Origin of the sequence: Allobosea sp., from assembly GCF_030695125.1 — a bacterium.
Lineage (GTDB): Bacteria > Pseudomonadota > Alphaproteobacteria > Rhizobiales > Beijerinckiaceae > Allobosea.
Window position 1 is genome coordinate 34,556 of record NZ_JAUYTP010000003.1, and the last position, 18,344, is coordinate 52,899.

At 61.5% G+C, this 18,344-nt stretch carries 13 protein-coding genes and 2 pseudogenes; 4 read left to right on the forward strand and 11 right to left on the reverse strand.

Annotated features, from left to right (window positions below):
- Positions 1-210: 210 nt before the first annotated feature.
- Positions 211-1,113, forward strand: a complete 903-nt coding sequence (locus Q8S38_RS00235; protein WP_305678401.1) for a LysM peptidoglycan-binding domain-containing protein — start codon at positions 211-213, stop codon at positions 1,111-1,113.
- Between the two features lie 301 nt (positions 1,114-1,414).
- Here the strand turns inward: Q8S38_RS00235 and Q8S38_RS00240 are convergent, their stop codons facing one another.
- The 10 genes and pseudogenes from Q8S38_RS00240 to Q8S38_RS00285 all read right to left on the reverse strand — a co-directional run bounded on the left by Q8S38_RS00240 (position 1,415) and on the right by Q8S38_RS00285 (position 9,177).
- Positions 1,415-1,726: a c-type cytochrome gene (locus Q8S38_RS00240; RefSeq protein WP_305678402.1), complete on the reverse strand. Its 312-nt coding sequence runs from the start codon at positions 1,724-1,726 to the stop codon at positions 1,415-1,417.
- A gap of 89 nt (positions 1,727-1,815) precedes the next feature.
- Positions 1,816-3,096, reverse strand: coding sequence for a PQQ-dependent sugar dehydrogenase (locus tag Q8S38_RS00245; protein ID WP_305678403.1), 1,281 nt, complete (start codon positions 3,094-3,096; stop codon positions 1,816-1,818).
- A 583-nt stretch (positions 3,097-3,679) separates the two neighbouring features.
- Entirely contained in the window at positions 3,680-4,843 is a 1,164-nt protein-coding gene (pqqE, locus tag Q8S38_RS00250) for a pyrroloquinoline quinone biosynthesis protein PqqE (protein ID WP_371125804.1), read from the reverse strand.
- Positions 4,840-5,849, reverse strand: a pseudogene (gene pqqC, locus Q8S38_RS00260) (pyrroloquinoline-quinone synthase PqqC). The gene pqqE and the pseudogene pqqC overlap by 4 nt, the downstream one beginning before the upstream one ends.
- Positions 5,846-6,733: a pyrroloquinoline quinone biosynthesis protein PqqB gene (pqqB, locus tag Q8S38_RS00265; RefSeq protein WP_305678406.1), complete on the reverse strand. Its 888-nt coding sequence runs from the start codon at positions 6,731-6,733 to the stop codon at positions 5,846-5,848. The pseudogene pqqC and the gene pqqB overlap by 4 nt, the downstream one beginning before the upstream one ends.
- Before the next feature lie 9 nt (positions 6,734-6,742).
- Positions 6,743-6,844, reverse strand: a complete 102-nt coding sequence (gene pqqA / locus Q8S38_RS00270) for a pyrroloquinoline quinone precursor peptide PqqA (RefSeq protein WP_305678407.1) — start codon at positions 6,842-6,844, stop codon at positions 6,743-6,745.
- Between the two features lie 197 nt (positions 6,845-7,041).
- The gene (locus Q8S38_RS00275) at positions 7,042-7,641 is read right to left on the reverse strand and encodes a recombinase family protein (protein WP_305678408.1); all 600 of its coding nucleotides are present in this window, start codon (positions 7,639-7,641) and stop codon (positions 7,042-7,044) included.
- A gap of 733 nt (positions 7,642-8,374) precedes the next feature.
- Complete coding sequence (locus tag Q8S38_RS00280) at positions 8,375-8,650, reverse strand: DUF5985 family protein (RefSeq protein ID WP_305678409.1); 276 nt, start codon at positions 8,648-8,650, stop codon at positions 8,375-8,377.
- 4 nt (positions 8,651-8,654) lie between these two features.
- Positions 8,655-8,924 (reverse strand): DUF5985 family protein, encoded by a 270-nt coding sequence (locus Q8S38_RS24970; RefSeq protein ID WP_371125805.1) that lies wholly within the window; start codon positions 8,922-8,924, stop codon positions 8,655-8,657.
- A 1-nt stretch (position 8,925) separates the two neighbouring features.
- Entirely contained in the window at positions 8,926-9,177 is a 252-nt protein-coding gene (locus Q8S38_RS00285; protein ID WP_305678410.1) for a hypothetical protein, read from the reverse strand.
- Between the two features lie 29 nt (positions 9,178-9,206).
- Here Q8S38_RS00285 and Q8S38_RS00290 point away from each other — a divergent pair, with 29 nt between their 5' ends.
- From Q8S38_RS00290 to Q8S38_RS00300, 3 genes are all read left to right on the forward strand, one after another.
- The gene (locus Q8S38_RS00290; protein WP_465247587.1) at positions 9,207-15,815 is read left to right on the forward strand and encodes a HAMP domain-containing protein; all 6,609 of its coding nucleotides are present in this window, start codon (positions 9,207-9,209) and stop codon (positions 15,813-15,815) included.
- 19 nt (positions 15,816-15,834) lie between these two features.
- Positions 15,835-17,514: a response regulator gene (locus tag Q8S38_RS00295; protein ID WP_305678411.1), complete on the forward strand. Its 1,680-nt coding sequence runs from the start codon at positions 15,835-15,837 to the stop codon at positions 17,512-17,514.
- A 117-nt stretch (positions 17,515-17,631) separates the two neighbouring features.
- On the forward strand, positions 17,632-18,189 hold the full coding sequence (locus Q8S38_RS00300) for a recombinase family protein (protein ID WP_305678412.1): 558 nt from the start codon (positions 17,632-17,634) through the stop codon (positions 18,187-18,189).
- Positions 18,190-18,206: 17 nt separating this feature from the next.
- Here the strand turns inward: Q8S38_RS00300 and Q8S38_RS24975 are convergent.
- Positions 18,207-18,344: pseudogene (locus tag Q8S38_RS24975) on the reverse strand (OmpA family protein); the annotation flags it as partial.

Below are 18,344 nucleotides of genomic sequence, written 5' to 3' on the forward strand. Positions count from 1 at the left end.
CTTTGTCAGGAAACGGCACACGGTTTCCGCACTGGGACGGGAACACGAGGGCAAGACGACAAGACTTATGGCTTAGTTCTGGATCACCGGGTGCGGCAATCGTTGCGACGCCATTCGCGCGGGCTTCAGCCACCTGAGTTTGAGGCTTTTTTGGTAAGGCAATGGGGTTCTGCAGCAGTAGAAGCCCGTCGAAATTCGGAGGCGCGGATCATGCCGATCGAGAAAAAGCCTCGTACTCCATTGCCTCGCAGCTACATACCGCCGGAATCGTGGCCTTACCCGGTGAAGAACGGCGACACCTGGATCAACATCGCGGAACGCAACGGCATTGACGCGGAAAAGCTAATCTACTTCAACTTCAAGACTAATGACCCAGACGAGGTGAACTGGTATCTGCGTTACCACACCGGTTGCTTGGACCCGTCGCCTAGTGGGTTAAATTGGGCGTTCAGCGCACGTGCAAAACCTGGGATCATCTATATTCCGAGAAATAAAGTCGATATGAGCCCTTACATAGTTAGGGCCAAAAAAAGCATCTCGCCTTTTGCGCTCGATTTCGAAGGTCCGGCGAAGCCGCTTGACTGGATAGGTAAGGCCTTCGACATCTTCCAGATCGTCGACATCGGCCTAGCGATCGCCGGCACCGCCGCCGGCGGGACGATCATGCTGGGCATTAGCATTGCTACCGCTCCGTTCGGGGGCTTCGTCCTGATCGGTGGGATGCATGAGGCGGCGCTAAACGAGCTTCGCAAGAAGCAAATGGCGGAAGGACTGAGCCTCGGCATCGTGATGACCGCCGACGGACGCTCGCCAGCGTGGATCCAGGCGCACGGTTTTGTGAAAACCGTTCCGGTCCGCAACATCGACTACCCGCAATACGGGAAACAGTTCCAAGGGATCTATAATACCGCTCTGGTTTCGGGAATTGCCCATGGCAGGCAATTCAACACCGTCGCAACGCGCAATTTGTTTGCCTTTTTAGGCGACAATATGACTCAGTATGCTCATAATGAGTATAGTGGCGATTCCAAAAAGTGGAGTGCCTCAAAATGGGAAGATTACTATCGGCTCTGTGCCGCAATACTTCGAGACAAGAAGCTGAGAATCAATTGATCTGACGCCGGTATTCGGTGCCGGACGCTCCTGGCAGGATAGCCGGCGGCAGCAGTTGCCGCGACTCTAGCGAACGCCGGTTTCGCCACCACGGTCATGACGTGCATAAATCAAGAATTATGCACGGCTGGGGCATCAGGCTCATAGCGACCTGATATGTTCCGTGCTCGCCTGTCCCGGAAGCCAGCGCGAGTCTGCAACGAAGAATAAGAAAGAGGCCAACGGAGGGCTGTCGACAATAGCCGGCTTCTCCTCCGGCAACTACCTACGCCGCCGTTCGGGCAAGCAGCAAAAAGCGTTGCTACTGCTGTGACAATATCCACTTTACAAGAATTTCGGCTTCGGCCGAATTAACGTTTGGCTGTGGCGGCATTGGCGTCTGGCCCCAACTGCCAGCGCCACCCTTGATGATCTTCTCACTCAACTTGGCAACAGCCGCCTCATCTTTGACGTAACGCTCGGCGACAGCTTTATACGCCGGTCCGATCATTTTTCGCTCCACATGATGACAGGCGACACAATTCTTGCTCCTGGCCAGATCAGGGCTGCCGAAGGCCGACGAGGAAACGAGTAAAGCAAGCACGGTCCCGGTGACATAACGGACGTCGAACATAAGCTAAATCCCATGATGAGCGCTACAGTCTTTGCGATAGCTGCTCAGCCGCGCCGCTTGGGTGACGGCGCGGCTGAACCTGATCGCGCTCAGTTAGCCTTGAGCTGGTAGAGTTCGCCCGTGTCAGTCGACGCGTACATGCTGCCGTCCGGACCCTGCACAACAGAACGAAAGCGGCCCGCTGGCATGGGAAGGGATACCGTCGTGCGGGTGGCGGATGAACCGTCGGGCGTGATGTCGAGCACGTCGAGGCGGTTGCCCACCGGCGTTCCGTGAATGCCGATGCCCGTGAAGGTTACAACCATCCGGCCATTCCAGTCCTTCCATTGGGAGCCATTCAGGAACGCGCATCCCATCATTCCCTGCGAAAGCCCGTCGTTGTTCCAGGCCGGTTTCATGGCCTTGGGGTATGTCTTCGTATCGGTCATCGGCATGAATGCCGAGCGCTCTTTGGGGTCCATCGCGCCCATTTGATTGGGCGAGTATCCGCAGTACTTATCCGGACAATCGCCTCGTCCACCAACGTTCGGCCGCGGGTCCCATCCGGCGTTACCACCAGCCACAAGGGCCGTTACCTCGTCGCTATGCCAGGGTCCATTCTCGGACGTGAACGGCTGATTGTTGCCGGGTCGGAAGCAAATACCCTGCGGATTGCGGTGCCCGTAGGTGAAGACCCGAGGGTCAAAGCCCTGTGGCGGGTTGTTGCCGGGCGCCGCCTTTCCGTCCCGGTCAATCCGGAGAACCTTGCCTCCGATGAGAGTCGGGCTCTGTGGCACCTCGCCGTTATGGGTGTCACCGGTTGTCACATACAGGAACCCGTCCGCCGGACTAAAGCGGAGGCGCCCCCCATTATGCGCACCAGGGTCGCCAAACGGGTGATCGCTCTTCGCTGGTTTGTAGGCGATGTCAGTGACAATATCCTGCCGGCTCGAAACACTGGTCAGATCGGGGCTGACCGTCAGCCGCAAAACGCGGTTGGAGCCCGGCGCGGTCATGCTTGATGCCGAGTATACGTATATGAACCGGTTGGTGGCGAATTCAGGATCGATCGCCACACCAGCCATTCCGGCCTGTCCGCCGCAGAACAGGTCGGAAGCAGTCTGGGGATAGCCCTTGGAATCTTTAATCCCGAGGAGGGGGGTGACCGTGCCCGATGCCAGCCTCACAGACAGACCACCGCATCGCTCAGTAAAGAACATGGTACCATCGGGCAGGAACGCCATGTCCCATATTACGTTGTCGCGGTCCTTGAGGATGGTCGTACTGGTCAGGCTGGGAATTCCGCCGGAGCCTTGAGCCATCGCTGATCCGGATAAGGCAAGCGAAGCCAATAACGCATAAGGCAACACGTGGCTGGTACGTAGCGTCATCTGTGTTTCCTCCAGATTTTTTGGTTAACCCCCCGCCCGCAATCGGTCGGCTATTTTGGCCACGTAACCTCCGGGCACTAATAATGTTGCGCTAAAGGACAGGCTTGGCAAGCACCCATCTAGCGGCCGAGAATTGACGCGGGCGCTGGTTCTCGTGGCGGTGTCGGACCAACTCCTCGGCGCTCGACACGATCGAGTTTGAGCCGTTGGGCCGCCTGCCGGGTTCGCGGTCGGCTTGGCGGATCCAGTTCACTATGGATTGCGTGGTCGGCTCGAGGCGGTCGAGGGATCGAGCGCAGGGCTGCCCGGCTCGACCGTCCGAAAACGACGGTCAAGACGGCATTGGCCGCCTATGCCGTGCTCCTGCCCGAGAAAGCAGCATGACCAACGATGCGATGCCGACGGGAACGACCAGTGGCAGGTCGGAGGTTCTGCTGGTGCTTCCTGTCGCTGTCGCGAGCAACGCTACGGATCCACACCTCTTCAGCGCACGAGCCGAGCCTTACACAATCACGTCCCCAACGTGATGCGACTATGAATTTTCAGCTGCGCTCGACACGCGAGTTGCCCGGCGGTCGATGCCTCACGGCCGGTCGCGGCACGCGGGGGACATCCGGTCCGCGAGAGGCTCGTCGTGCGGCAAGGCCTCAACGCCCTGGGCCGACCGCCCGCGCATGACGAGCGTTGTATTGGTGAGCGGCGTGTCAGCCAGCGCCTCGACCCGCAGATGATGGGGCGACAGGGTGCAGACCGGGTCGGTGTTGCGCGCGTCGCCCGTGAGAGCCAGCGCCTGGCAGCGGCAGCCGCCGAAGTCGATCGCCTTGCGCGCGCAGCTCCGGCAGGGCTCGACCATCCAGTCCTCACCGCGATAGGCGTTGAAGGCCGGCGAGTTCCGCCAAATCACGTCGAGCGAATGCTCGGCGACGGTCCAGAATTCCAACCCGGGAATGGTCTCCGCCGCATGGCAGGGTAGCACGCGCCCGCGCGGCGTGACGTTGAGCGACTGCTGGCCCCAGCCATTGACGCATGGCTTGGGATAAAGCGCGAAATGATCCGGCGGCACGTAGTCGATAACGATCCTGCCCTGCGTCGCCGCGCGCAGCCGGTCGAGCGTCGTGCGCGCCGCGATCACGCTTGCCCGGTCCGGCATCAGGGCGTCGCGGTTGATCAGCCCCCAGCCGTAATATTGCGCATGCGCCAGTTCGATCCGGCGCGCGCCAAGCGTGATCGCCTCCTCTACCAGCGCCTCGAGCGCGGCGAGGTTGCCGCGATGCAGCACGACGTTGACAGTCAGCGGCAGGCCCAGCGCCGTCGTCATGGCCGCGAAGGCGCGCTTGCGCCGGTGCGAGCCTGCAAGTCCGGCGACCGCATCGGCGCTGGGCTCGTCGATGCCCTGCACCGAAAGCTGGACATGGTCGAGACCGGCTTCGGCCAGCGCAGCGAGTCTGGCCTGATCGAGCCCGATGCCCGACGTAATCAGGTTGGTGTAGAGCCCGGCGCGCGCCGCCCCTGCGACGAGTTCGACAAGATCGCGACGGGCCGCCGGTTCGCCGCCCGAGAGATGAATCTGCAGGATTCCGAGTGCCGCGGCTTCCTGAAAAACGCGGACCCATGTCGCCGTGTCGAGTTCGTCGGAGCGCCGGTCGAGCTGCAGCGGGTTCGAGCAATAGGGGCAGGCGAGCGGACAGCGATGGGTCAGCTCCGCCAGCATGGCCAGAGGCGCGGAGACTTGCGCAGGCGCGGTCATAGCTCCACCATCAGCTTGCCGGCGAGATCGCGCAGGAGCGCCGCGCTCTCCCGCTCGATCAACGCGCGGTCGGCAGCGAAGGACTGCGCGAGCTCATCGACAATCTGGGCGAAGCTGCGCTGCCCGTCGCACAGCGTCAGAACCGCCACCGCCGTGCCTTTCAGCTTCAGGACGCGCTCCGGCGCGAGCAGCGTGTATCCGCCGCGCACGCGGTCCTCGCTCAGCCTGACGCCGCGCAGCAGCCGCGGCCTGGCGTCAGGCGCGACGCCCGTCACGGCGCTGCGGGCTCGAAGGCGCCCGGCGGAATATGACCGGGCTCGACATAGGCATGGTGTAGCGCGTCCAGCATCGCCCAGAGCACGTCGCATTTGAATTCGAGCGCGGCCACGACCGCCTGCTGGTCCGCCGGCGTGTGGGCATGGGCGGCGACATAGGCCAGCGCCGTCTCGACGTCGCGCCTGGCCTGTTCGGGGCGCTGCGTGAAATAGCCGAGGCTTTCGCGGCTGACGAAATCGTAATGGGCCAGCATGCCCGCGACCCGGTGCTGGATGATCTGCGGCGAGAACAGCTCGGTCAGGGACGAGGCGATCGCCTCCAGCAGCGGGCGTTCGCGCACGAAATGGACATAAGCCTCGACCGCGAAGCGTGTCGCCGGCAGGATGCCGCGATGGGCCAGCACGTCGGCGCGCTCCAGGTCGAGGCTTTCGCAGAGCCTGAGCCAGCGCTCGATCCCGCCCTCGCCATCCTCGTGGCCGTCATGGTCGATCAGACGCTGCCGCCAGGCGCGCCGCAGCGCCGGATCGTCCATGCGCGCGATCAGCGAGGCGTCCTTGATCGGGATATGGGCCTGATAGCAGAACCGGTTCAGCGCCCAGGCCTGGACCTCGCCCTTGCTGCAGCGGCCGGAATGGAGCCTGGCATGGAACGGGTGCTTGTCATGGTAGCGCGCCGCGCCGACCGCGCGCAGCCTGGCTTCAAGGGCCTCGGGCGACAGCAACGCGCTCACGGCACGACCTCCATCCCATCGAAGGCGACCTCGACGCCGGCCGCCTCGATCTCCTGGCGCTCCGGAGAACCGTCGATCAAGGCCGGGTTGCTGTTGTTGAGATGAATATAGATCCGTCGCGTGCGCGGCAGGTCCCGCAGCCAGGCGAGCGAGCCGCCCTCGCCGGAGATCGGCATATGACCCATGCGGCGGCCCGTCTTCTCGCCGAGCCCGGCCCGGATCATCTCGTCATCGGTAAACAGCGTTCCATCGAAGAACAGCACGTCGGCCTTCGCTGCCTCGCGTATGAGATCGTCGCCTGCCGCGGCGCAGCCTGGGATATAGACGATCGAGCCGCCCTTGCCGGTCAGGCGAACGCCTGCCGTCTCGCCGTCATCGTAGGCAAGCCCGGACTCGCCGCGCTCCAGGTAGAGCGGAACCTTGCCGGGGACGGGAAAAAGCATGGCGCTCAGACCGCCGGGCAATGCGATCGGCTCACCCGGGGTCGCCACGAGCCGCTCCGCCCGCACCGCCTCGAGCATCGGGTTCGCATTCATCGCGTCATGGACCTGACGGAGCGCGATCACCGTGAAGGGGTGACGCTCGCGCAAGCTGAACAGCCCCGCGACATGATCGATTTCTCCGCTGGTGAGGATGACCGCGCCGATAGGAGAATGTCGAATACCACTCGGCCACAGCATCCGATTCGCACGGATTTGAGCCGACAGATCCGGCGACGCGTTCAGCAGCACCCAAGTTGCGTCATCGCCGGTGACTGCGACTGCGGACTGGGTGCGCCAAGACGCACGCGAATCGCCCGACCATGCGAGCGCGCAGGTCTCGCATCGACAATTCCACTGCGGAAAGCCGCCGCCCGCGGCAGCGCCGAGAACGACGGCTCTCACGAAGGCGACCTAGTCGGTCTCGACGACCGGAGCAGCTTCGACCGCAGGCGCATAGGCGGTGACTTCCATGCCGCAAGCGATTTCTTCAACGAAGGGGGTCTCCCAAGCCATGACATGCTCCTCAAATTGATGATGATAGGATGCGCCAAGCCTCATCTTAGTCCTTGCCGATTTAGCGCAATGCCATTCAACGGCAAACGCATATAGGGTAACCTGATCTCTCGAGCCAGGACAAGTCGCTGCATGCGGTTCCTTGGAGTTGGAGTTGGCCCTGCAAATAAGGCCGATGGCCGGCAGAGTTTTGAATCTCAGCTCTGGGCTTCGCTTAAGGCCCGTTGAGAACCAAGCGCGACCACAGTCGGTGCGAGATGCCGATAGAGCGTTGCCTTCGACACACCGAAGCGTGCCGCGACTTCCTTCGATGACAGGGTGCCGTCGGAGAGCAGCGCCCTCGCAGCGATCGTGTCCTTTTCAGACAGAAGGCGCGGGCGCCCGCCCCGCCTGCCCTTCCGCCTGGCCTCGACCAACCCGGCGACCGTCCGCTCGCGAATGAGCGCTCGCTCGAATTCGGCGATGGCGCCGAGCATGTGGAAGACCAGCATCCCGCCAGGCGAGCTGGTGTCGATCGCGTCGGTGAGAGAAACGAGCCCGATCTCCCTGCCCTTCAAGTCCTCGGCGGTTTGAATAAGCTGCTTGAGGGATCGCGCAAGGCGATCGAGCTTCCAAATGACGAGCGTATCCCCCTGCCGCAGAATGTCGGTCAGCACGCGCTGTAGCTCGGGTCGGTCGCTTTTCGCACCCGACGCCTTTTCGACGATGACGCGGTCGCAGCCGGCGTCGGTCAGCTTCTGGAGCTGCAGGTCGGCGTTCTGGTCGAGCGTCGAAACGCGGGCGTAGCCGATGCGCATGATGTGTCTCGTTTCTCGTCAGCAAGCTGGCGGAATACGAGACATATTTCAAGACGCCTTTTGAGACCGCCGCGCAGGCCTCCTGTGGTCCCAACGGATCAATCTACCAATTGTCTCAAAAACGAGGGTTACCAGGACGCAGGGTACCGAGCGATCGCGTTAATGAGCACGCGGGTGTGTCTCCGCGCCATGCACGCTCCACCGCCGTGCTGCGGTGAGACGCTTGCGAACGCACCTTGAATTCGGTCAGGGGGCAACCGGAACGCCAATTACGCCGCGCAGTGGGCCACATGCCTTCTCGCCGCGCTCGGGAGTTGTCTCGTCTTCAATTGATCTGCCACTGACGCCGGCGGCTTGAGACCTGACGTGCTCCGCTCTGCGAGCAAGCGAGTCTCCAGATGGTCGACGGCTATAACCCCAGTCGATCTCCATCCGATACCGGACCTTATCGCTGCTGACGAGCGGATCAGACGTGCGGCTGTCTTCGTGTAGGCCATGCTGGGCTTGGACTGTTTGGGTGCCCGCTCCGATAATCGCCGCCGTCGCCAAAACGAAGATCAAAACTCGCATGTGGACCTCCTCTTTCAAAAATGAGAACGGACCTGCGGCGCGCTTGTTCCGATAGACATAACCACTCGGCCGATCTCACCAGGCGCCAATGGCCCGGTTGAATAGTCTCCTCAACAACGCCGTATGCGAATTTCATCATTTTGTACGTGAGTAGGAGCGATTTCTACTTTCGATTGTCTTTTGAAGGCGTTTTATAATTCTTCTGAAGTATTGAAACAATGATTATAGAGAATGCAATTAGCCTTAAAATATAGAGATAGCTCTTTTCATCTCGCGGGATGTCGATCAAAACTGTTAGGGCCTGGTTCGCTGCGAGCAGGAAAAAGGCTGCGGCGAAGGCCAAGAACAGGATATCGCGCGTCTTCCTCCAGAACTTCACGAAAAAAAGGCTCGCCACTAAAAAACCCATGGTGATGAGGCCGGCAGTGAAATGGATCATAGGGTTACTCCACATCGAGAATGAAACCGACGAGCAGCACGCAAATTCCGGCAAGCGCGGCCATATGACGATAGGGTAGCAGATCCATGGCGGGTAGCAGAATTAGGTCCATTAAAACCATGAAGTTGTTTAGCGTTAGCATGGTAAAACAGGTCGCGCAGGATAGCAAAAATCTTGTTCTAATTTTGATATAATTGCGCAATAAAAGACCAGCACACGTTGCAGATGTGAGCAAGCACAACAAATATACGACTAGCTGCCCTGCGTTTGACATATTAATCTCTCTTTATCTTGAAAGAACCAGCGAAACTTTGAAGCGCGTCCTCTGGACGGGCGAAAATGGCTTCAATCACAGTCACTTGTCGCTCTCGATAAAGTAGCTCTAAACGGCCGACCATGTCCGCCAAAGCCGGCTTGGTGGGATCGAGACGATAACGGCATTTGTCTTCTGCGCGAGCCAGCCCGAGGCTCACCAACTCCCGTAGACTTTCACGGATAACGACATCGCTCGCGCGCAATTCCAGCACCAACGCTTCCGCACTCCAGCTTTGCGCCGGTGCGCGCCACAGCGTCAGGAGGAGTTCCAGCGTCCATACCGAGCGGAGTGACCGCAGTAGAAGCAGTAAGTCTCTTTCTATCACGCCTAATTTGCCCCCCTCGATGCACAAGCATTCTAGAAAGCCCTCGCTCGAACGACAACCTGTGCAGCCTGAAGTCCGACAGCCGCCGGCCAAGACCACATTTTTTCGTCGAAGTCCCGCTTCTGGCTGTTAACGTGCGTGATCGATGGTTGGGTGACCGACGGAAGTTTAAAATGGATCAGACCAACGCCTCACCGAAAAAGAGCACCAGCCCGCAAAGGGTTGCCCGCTCATTACCTGATAGATCCGACGCCTTGGACGCGGGGGGCAGCTTGCACGGCGCTGACGGGACGCGCCTTGACCTCGATGAACTGCTAGACGCGCTCCAGTCGATGCGTTTGGGCGATTTCAGCGTCAGAATGCCCGGTAACAGCACAGGAATGGCCGGCAAAATCGCCGACACCTTCAACGAGATCGTGGCCGCCAACGAGCGCATGGCCAACCAGCTCGAGCATGTCGGCCAAGTGGTTGGACGGGACGGCAAGACGCGCACCCGGGTCCGCTTTGGCCTATCGGGCGGGGCCTGGTCGGATATGGAGGGATCGGTCAACACATTGATCGACGATCTGCTGTGGCCCACTACGGCGGTCACCCGCACCATCACTGCGGTGGCCAAGGGCGACCTCCTCCAGACTATGCCGCTCGATGTCGATGGCCGCCCGCTCAAGGGCGAGTTCCTGCGCTCAGCCACCATCGTCAACACCATGATCAAACAGCTCAGCGTCTTCACCTCCGAGGTGACGCGTGTTGCGCGCGAGGTCGGGACCGACGGCAAGCTCGGCGGGCAGGCGCAGGTCAGCGAAGTGACGGGCGTCTGGAAGGACCTGACCGAGAGCGTCAACTCCATGGCCTCGAACCTCACTGCGCAGGTCCGCAACCTCGCCGAGGTGACGATTGCGGTCGCCAACGGCGATTTGTCGAAGAAGATCACCGTCGACGTGCGCGGCGAGATCCTGCAGCTGAAGGAAGCGATCAACACGATGGTCGACCAGCTGCGCTCCTTCGCCTCGGAAGTGACGCGCGTCGCCCGCGAGGTCGGCACAGAAGGCAAGCTCGGCGGCCAGGCGCTGGTGCCTGGCGTTGCCGGCACCTGGAAGGATCTGACCGACTCGGTCAACGCCATGTGCGGCAATCTCACCGCGCAAGTACGCAACATTGCGCAGGTCACAACGGCCGTTGCTCGCGGCGATCTGTCCCGCAAGATCACCGTGAACGTTTCAGGTGAAATCCTCGAGCTGAAGGAGACCATCAACACGATGGTCGATCAGCTCAACGGCTTCGCCGGCGAGGTGACACGCGTCGCCCGCGAAGTCGGCACGGAGGGGCGCCTGGGCGGCCAGGCGCAGGTGCCCGGCGTGGCCGGCACTTGGAAGGATCTGACCGACAACGTCAACTCGATGGCCTCGAACCTAACAGCGCAGGTCCGCAACATCGCCGAGGTTTCGACGGCGATCGCCAATGGCGACCTGTCGAAGAAGATCACCGTCACGGTCTCGGGCGAGATTCTGGAGCTGAAGGAAACTATCAACACGATGGTCGACCAGCTCAACGCCTTCGCATCGGAGGTGACCAGGGTGGCGCGCGAGGTCGGCACGGAGGGCCGTCTCGGCGGACAAGCCAATGTTCGTGGCGTCGCCGGCACCTGGAAGGACCTGACCGAGAACGTCAACTCGATGGCAGGCAACCTGACGGCGCAGGTCCGCAACATTGCCGAGGTGTCGACTGCGATCGCCAACGGCGATCTGTCGAAGAAGATCACCGTCGACGTGAAGGGGGAAATTCTTCAGCTGAAGGAGACGATCAACACCACGGTCGATCAGCTCAACGCGTTTGCGTCCGAAGTAACCCGCGTCGCGCGAGAGGTCGGCACCGAGGGCAAGCTCGGCGGCCAGGCGCAGCTCAAGGGTGTCGCCGGCACCTGGAAGGACCTGACCGACTCGGTCAACTCGATGGCGTCGAATCTGACCGGCCAGGTCCGCAACATCGCCGAGGTTGCCACCGCGGTGGCCCAGGGCGACCTCTCGAAGAAGATCACCGTGACGGTGTCCGGTGAGATCCTCGAGCTCAAGGAGACCATCAACACGATGGTCGACCAGCTCAACGGTTTCGCCGGCGAAGTGACGCGCGTCGCCCGCGAGGTCGGGACCGAAGGGCGTCTGGGCGGCCAGGCCAACGTGCTCGGCGTGGCGGGCACCTGGAAGGATCTCACCGACAGCGTGAACTCGATGGCCGGCAACCTGACCGCGCAGGTCCGCAACATCGCCGAGGTCTCGACGGCCATCGCCAATGGCGACCTCTCGCGCAAGATCACCGTCGACGTGAAAGGCGAAATCCTTCAGCTGAAGGAAACCCTGAACACGATGGTCGATCAGCTCAACCGCTTCGCCTCCGAGGTGACGCGCGTGGCGCGCGAAGTCGGCACCGAGGGCAAGCTCGGCGGTCAGGCGCAGGTGCCCGGCGTCGCCGGGACCTGGAAGGACCTCACCGAGAACGTCAATTCGATGGCCTCCAACCTGACGGGCCAGGTCCGCAACATCGCCGAGGTGACGACGGCGGTCGCGCGCGGCGACCTCTCGCGCAAGATCACGGTCGACGTGAAGGGCGAAATCCTCGAGCTGAAGAACACCATCAACACGATGGTGGACCAGCTCAACGCTTTCGCGGGCGAGGTCACCCGCGTCGCGCGCGAGGTCGGAACCGAGGGCAAGCTTGGCGGCCAGGCCCAGGTCTCCGGTGTCGCCGGGACGTGGAAGGACCTGACAGACTCGGTGAATTCGATGGCCGGCAACTTGACCGCGCAGGTCCGTAACATCGCGGAAGTGGCCACGGCCATCGCGAATGGCGACCTGTCGCGCAAGATCACCGTTGACGTCCGCGGCGAGATCCTGCTGCTGAAGGACACGCTCAATACCATGGTCGACCAGCTGCGCTCGTTTGCGGGCGAGGTGACGCGTGTGGCGCGCGAGGTGGGCACCGACGGGCGTCTCGGCGGCCAGGCGGTCGTTCCGGGTGTTGCCGGCACTTGGAAGGACCTGACCGACAACGTCAACCTGTTGGCAGCCAACCTCACGACGCAGGTCCGCAACATCGCGGAAGTGACGACCGCCGTGGCCCGCGGCGACCTCTCGCGCAAGATCACCGTCGACGTGAAGGGCGAAATCCTCGAGCTGAAGAACACCATCAACACGATGGTCGATCAGCTCAACGCCTTCGCCGGCGAGGTCACGCGCGTCGCCCGCGAGGTCGGCACCGAGGGCAAGCTCGGCGGCCAGGCGCAGGTGCCCGGCGTCGCAGGAACCTGGAAGGATCTGACCGACACCGTGAACGTCATGGCGGCCAACCTTACCGAGCAGGTTCGCGGCATCGTCAAGGTCGTGACGGCGGTCGCTAATGGCGACCTCGAACAGAACCTCACCGTCGCCTCCAAGGGCGAGGTCGCGGCGCTGGCCGAAACCATCAACAACATGACCAAGACGCTCGCGACCTTCGCCGATCAGGTCACCAGCGTTGCGCGAGAAGTCGGCGTCGAAGGCAGGCTCGGCGGACAGGCCAACGTTCCGGGAACAGAAGGCACCTGGAAGGACCTGACCGGCAACGTCAATCTGCTGGCAGCCAACCTCACCACGCAGGTCCGAGCCATCGCAGAGGTCGCCACCGCCGTGACGAAAGGCGATCTGACGCGCTCGATCCAGGTCGAGGCCCGCGGCGAGGTCGCGGAGCTGAAAGACAACATCAACACGATGATCGGCAATTTGCGCCTGACGACCGAGCGCAACACCGACCAGGACTGGTTGAAGACGAACCTCGCGCGCTTCACCAACATGCTGCAGGGCCAGCGCGACCTCTCGACCGTCGGTCGAATACTGCTGTCCGACCTTGCGCCGCTCGTCGATGCCCAGCATGGCGTGATCTACCAGGTCGAGACCGACGCCGAGGCGTCGAGCTTGCGTCTCCTGGCCACTTATGCCGACGATCCGGTACAAGGCCATCCCGAACGTCTGAAAATGGGCCATGGGCTGATCGGCCAGTGCGCGCGTGATGCACGGCGCATCCTGATCACCGACATGCCGAAGAACATCGTCCCGATCGGCTCCGGTGTATTTAAGGCGAAGCCTCGCAGCGCCATCGTACTGCCTGTGCTGTCGGAAGGGCAGGTCAAGGCGGTGATCGAGCTCGCTTCGGTCGGCAATTTCACCGACCTTCAATTAGCCTTCCTGGACCAGCTTACGACCTCGATCGGCATCGTGCTGAATTCGATCGAGGCGACGATGCAGACCGAAGGCTTGCTGAAGCAATCGCAGGAGCTCGCCGGCGAATTGCAGACGCAGCAGCGAGAGCTTCAGCAGACCAACGAGCAGCTCGAGCAGAAGGCCCAGCAGCTCGCCGAGCGCAATGTCGAGGTCGAAGCGAAGAACCAGGAGATCGAGCAGGCGCGCAGGGCGCTTGAGGAGAAAGCGACTGAGCTCGCGCTCACCTCCAAATACAAGTCCGAATTCCTCGCCAACATGTCGCATGAATTGCGCACGCCGCTGAATTCGATCCTGATCCTCGGCCAGCAGCTTGGCGAGAACCCGGACGGCAACCTTTCGGGCAAGCAGGTCGAATTCGCCCGCACGATCCATGGCGCCGGCACCGACCTGCTCAACCTGATCAGCGACATTCTCGACCTGTCGAAGATCGAGTCCGGCACCGTCTCGGTCGATGCTGAAGAAATCTTCTTCGCCAGCTTGCTGGACGTGATGACGCGTCCATTCCGCCACGAGGCGGAAAATCGCAAGCTGTCCTTCGAAGTGGTGTTGGCGCCTGATCTGGAACGCAGCATCGTCACCGACTCCAAGCGGTTGCAGCAGGTGCTCAAGAACCTGCTGTCCAACGCCTTCAAGTTCACCGACCAAGGCGGCGTCAGGCTGAGCGTCTCGCCGGTCAAGGGCGGCTGGAGCGCCGACAACGTCTCGCTGACGAATGCGCCTTCTGTTGTCGCCTTCGAAGTTACGGACACCGGCATCGGAATCCCGGCGGAAAAGCAAAGGATCATCTTCGAGGCGTTCCAGCAGGCCGACGCATCGACCAGCCGCAAATACGGTGGCACGGGCCTTGGCCTCGCCATCAGCCGTGAGCTGGCTAACCTGCTTGGCGGCGAAATCCAGCTTCGCAGCATTCCCACTGTGGGCAGTACCTTCACGCTTTACCTGCCGCTGACATTCGTTGGAAACGCGCCAGCGGCCGTCCGTCCAAATGAAATGGAGGCGTTGAACGCGGCTGCGGTGTCGATCGCCGCTCTGACCGCAGGTCGGCTCGGCGACAAGGTTGTGGAGCAGATCCATGACGATCGGCATCTCATCGCGCCGGGCGACGCCGTGCTGTTGATCGTCGAGGATGACCCGCATTACGCCCGCGTGTTGGTCGATCTCGCGCGCGACAATGGATTCAAGGTCCTCGTCGCCATGCGCGGCGCCGACGCGCTGGCATTGGCGCGGGAGTACCGCCCAACCGCCGTTTCGCTGGATGTCTTCCTGCCCGACATGCTCGGCTGGACGGTCCTCAGCCAGCTCAAGCAAGATCCCGCGACGCGGCACATACCGGTTCAGATCGTCACCCTCGACGAAGACCGTCAGCATGGTCTTGCCCGCGGCGCATTCGCCTTCATGAACAAGCCGACGACCAGCGAAGGGCTCGACAAGGCTTTCGCCAAGCTGAAGGGCTATGCCAAGCCGCGCCGCCGGCAGCTACTGCTGGTCGAAGACAATGCGGGTGAGCGCCTGGGCGTGACCGAGCTCCTCGGCCATGACGACATCGACATCACCAGCGTCGACACCGGCGCGAGAGCGCTCGAAATCCTGAGCGAGGGCGCGACCGATTGCGTCGTGCTCGACCTCAAACTGCCGGACATGTCGGGATTCGAGGTGCTCGAACGGATCCGCGACGATGCGACCATCGCCGATGTGCCGGTGATCGTCTTTACCGGCCGCGAGCTGTCGCCTGAGGAGGATGCGCAGCTTCACACCATGGCACGTAGCGTCGTGGTAAAGGGGGTCGAATCGCCGGAACGTCTCCTCGACGAGACCGCCTTGTTCCTGCATCGGGTTGTCTCCGACCTGCCGCCCGCCAAACAGGCTATGCTCGAGCGTCTGCACAGCTCCGACGAGGATCTCGTCGGCGAGACGGTGCTCCTGGTCGATGACGACGCGCGGAACATTTTTGCACTCAGCAGCGTTTTGGAGCGCCGCGGTATGAACGTGCTGACGGCGACAACCGGCAACGAGGCCATCGCGATCATCAATGCCCAGCCCGATGTTGCGATCGTCCTGATGGATATCATGATGCCGGGCATGGACGGCTACGAGACGATGCAGGTGATCCGCTCCAACCCCGCGTTTCGCAGGCTTCCGATCGTTGCCCTCACGGCGAAGGCGATGAAGGGCGATCGCGAGAAATGCCTGGAAGCTGGCGCCTCTGACTATCTAGCGAAGCCGGTCAACACAGAACAGTTGCTATCGTCGCTTCGCATGTGGCTACATCGCTGAAAATAAGGGGGGACTCGCGATGGAACCGGTCAATATCCTGCTGGTCGATGATCAGCCCGCAAAGTTGCTGAGCTATGAGGTTATCCTTCAGGAGCTCGGAGAGAACCTGATCAAGGCGAAGTCTGGGCGCGAGGCACTGGAACATCTGCTGAAGACCGAGGTCGCCGTCATTCTGGTCGATGTCTGCATGCCCGACCAGGACGGCTTCGAACTCGTCGCAATGATCCGCGAACATCCGCGCTATCAGAAGACGGCCATCATCTTTGTCTCCGCGATCATGATGGCAGAGCCCGATCGGCTGCGCGGCTATCAGGCGGGCGCGGTCGATTACGTATCGGTGCCGGTGGTTCCGGAACTGCTTCGCGCGAAGGTTAAGGTGTTTGCGGAGCTGTTTCGAAAAACCCGCGAGCTGGAACGACTGAACGCCGAGCTCGAACGGCGGGTAGCGGAACGCACGGCCGAACTCGAGGCTTCGTCAGGTCAGCTAGCCCTCCTCAACGAGCAACTCGAGCACCGCATCGAGGAGCGGACGCGAGAACGGGAGGAAGCGCTGGCGCAGCTCTTCGAGGCGCAAAAGCTCGATACGATCGGGCAACTGACCGGCGGCGTCGCGCACGACTTCAACAACTTGCTGATGGCGGCGCTCGGCAGCCTCAATCTGCTCAAGAAGCGATTGCCACTGGACGATCGCGATGGTCGTTTGCTCGACAATGCGATTCAGGCGGCAGAGCGCGGCGCGGCGCTAACACAGCGACTTCTGGCCTTCGCACGGCGTCAGGAACTCAAGCCACAGGCTGTGGATGTCCTCCAGATCGTCGATGGGATCGAGAACCTACTGCAGCGGGCGATCGGACCCGGCGTCCGGTTCGCAAAACAACTACCGCGCCAGCTTTCAGCTGTTCTGGTCGATTCCAACCAGCTCGAACTTGCGCTGCTCAACCTTGCGGTAAACGCGCGCGACGCTATGCCCAATGGAGGTGTCATCACCGTCTTCGCCGAAGAAATGACCGTGTCAGCGACACGTCCTCAGCCGCACCTGAGGCCTGGCCCCTACGTACGCATTAGGGTTTCGGACACCGGCACCGGGATGGACGAAGCCACGCTCGCTAAGGCTACGGAGCCGTTCTTCACGACTAAGGGGCCCGGCAAGGGTACAGGGCTGGGACTGTCCATGGTCCATGGCTTGGCCGCTCAGTCCGGTGGAACGCTTGTGATATCGAGCGCGCCGGACGAGGGGACATCGGTTGATCTGTGGTTGCCGGTTGCAACCGAGACTTCGGTTCAGGCGGTCGTCATCGGCGATTCGCCAGACGCCGTCATAGCTTCAGATTTCATGGCGCGCACAATTCTTGTTGTCGATGACGACGCTTTGGTCAGCATGGGCACGGCGGCAATGCTGGAAGATCTCGGTCATACCGCGATTGAGGTCATGTCCGGCGCCAAAGCACTCGAAACCTTAAACGCCGAACCGTCTATCGATTTGGTCATCACAGATCATGCCATGCCTGGCATGACCGGCGCTGAACTCGCGCGACATATTCGGGCTTCGCGACCAGAATTACCCATTATTCTGGCGTCGGGCTACGCTGAACTCCCAGACAGCGAAGGTTTGTCCGATCTCCGTCGTCTGGGCAAGCCCTTCGCTCAGGCTCAACTAGCCGCTGCGATTGACCACGTGTTTCCAAAGACTGTTGTCTAAACAGTATAGGTATAAATCTTACTGCAGCAAGTCAAGAATTATGCACAGTCATCTCGACGCCACGATTTCAGCAGGTTAGGCTGTGCATATTTTATGTGCGCAATAAGAGCCTGTTTCATGCCCTTTACCTATGGCTACGCCCGCGTCTCAACCGATGGTCAGACCCTCGACGCCCAGGTTGCTCAGCTCGACGCCGCCGGCGCGTCCAAGCTGTTCAAGGAGAAGGTTTCGGGAGCTGCGCGTGATCGTGCGCAGCTTGACAAGATGCTGGCCACCCTGAATGCCGGCGACGTCGTGATCGTGACGCGTCTCGACCATCTTGCGCGATCAACACGTGACCTGCTCAACATCCTTGGCGTCGTCGCCGACAAAGGCGCTGCTTTCCGTTCGCTCGGCGACGGATGGGCGGACACGACGACGGCTCACGGTCGGCTGATGCTGACGGTGCTAGCCGGGCTGGCGGAATTCGAGCGCGAGCTGATCCGCTCCCGTACCGGCGAAGGACGCGCCCGAGCGAAAGCGCGGGGAGTGAAACTCGGCCGGCGGTTCAAGCTCACTCAGCACCAGCGCGACGAGGCCATCCGGCGCCGCGACGCCGGCGACGAGTCGATGACCGAGATCGCGTGGAGCTACAATGTTTCGCACTCGACGATTTCAAGATTGCGGGCGCGATAAACCGTTGGGTTCCGGAATTAGCCGTTCTTGCCGCTTAGCAGCGGTGTAATTCGCCGCAGCGTCACGCGCCGGTTCTCACGCGAGTCCGCTTGCGTGGCGACCTTGAGATACTGCTCGCCATAGCCCTGCGTCGTCAGGTTCTCCGGCGGCACGCC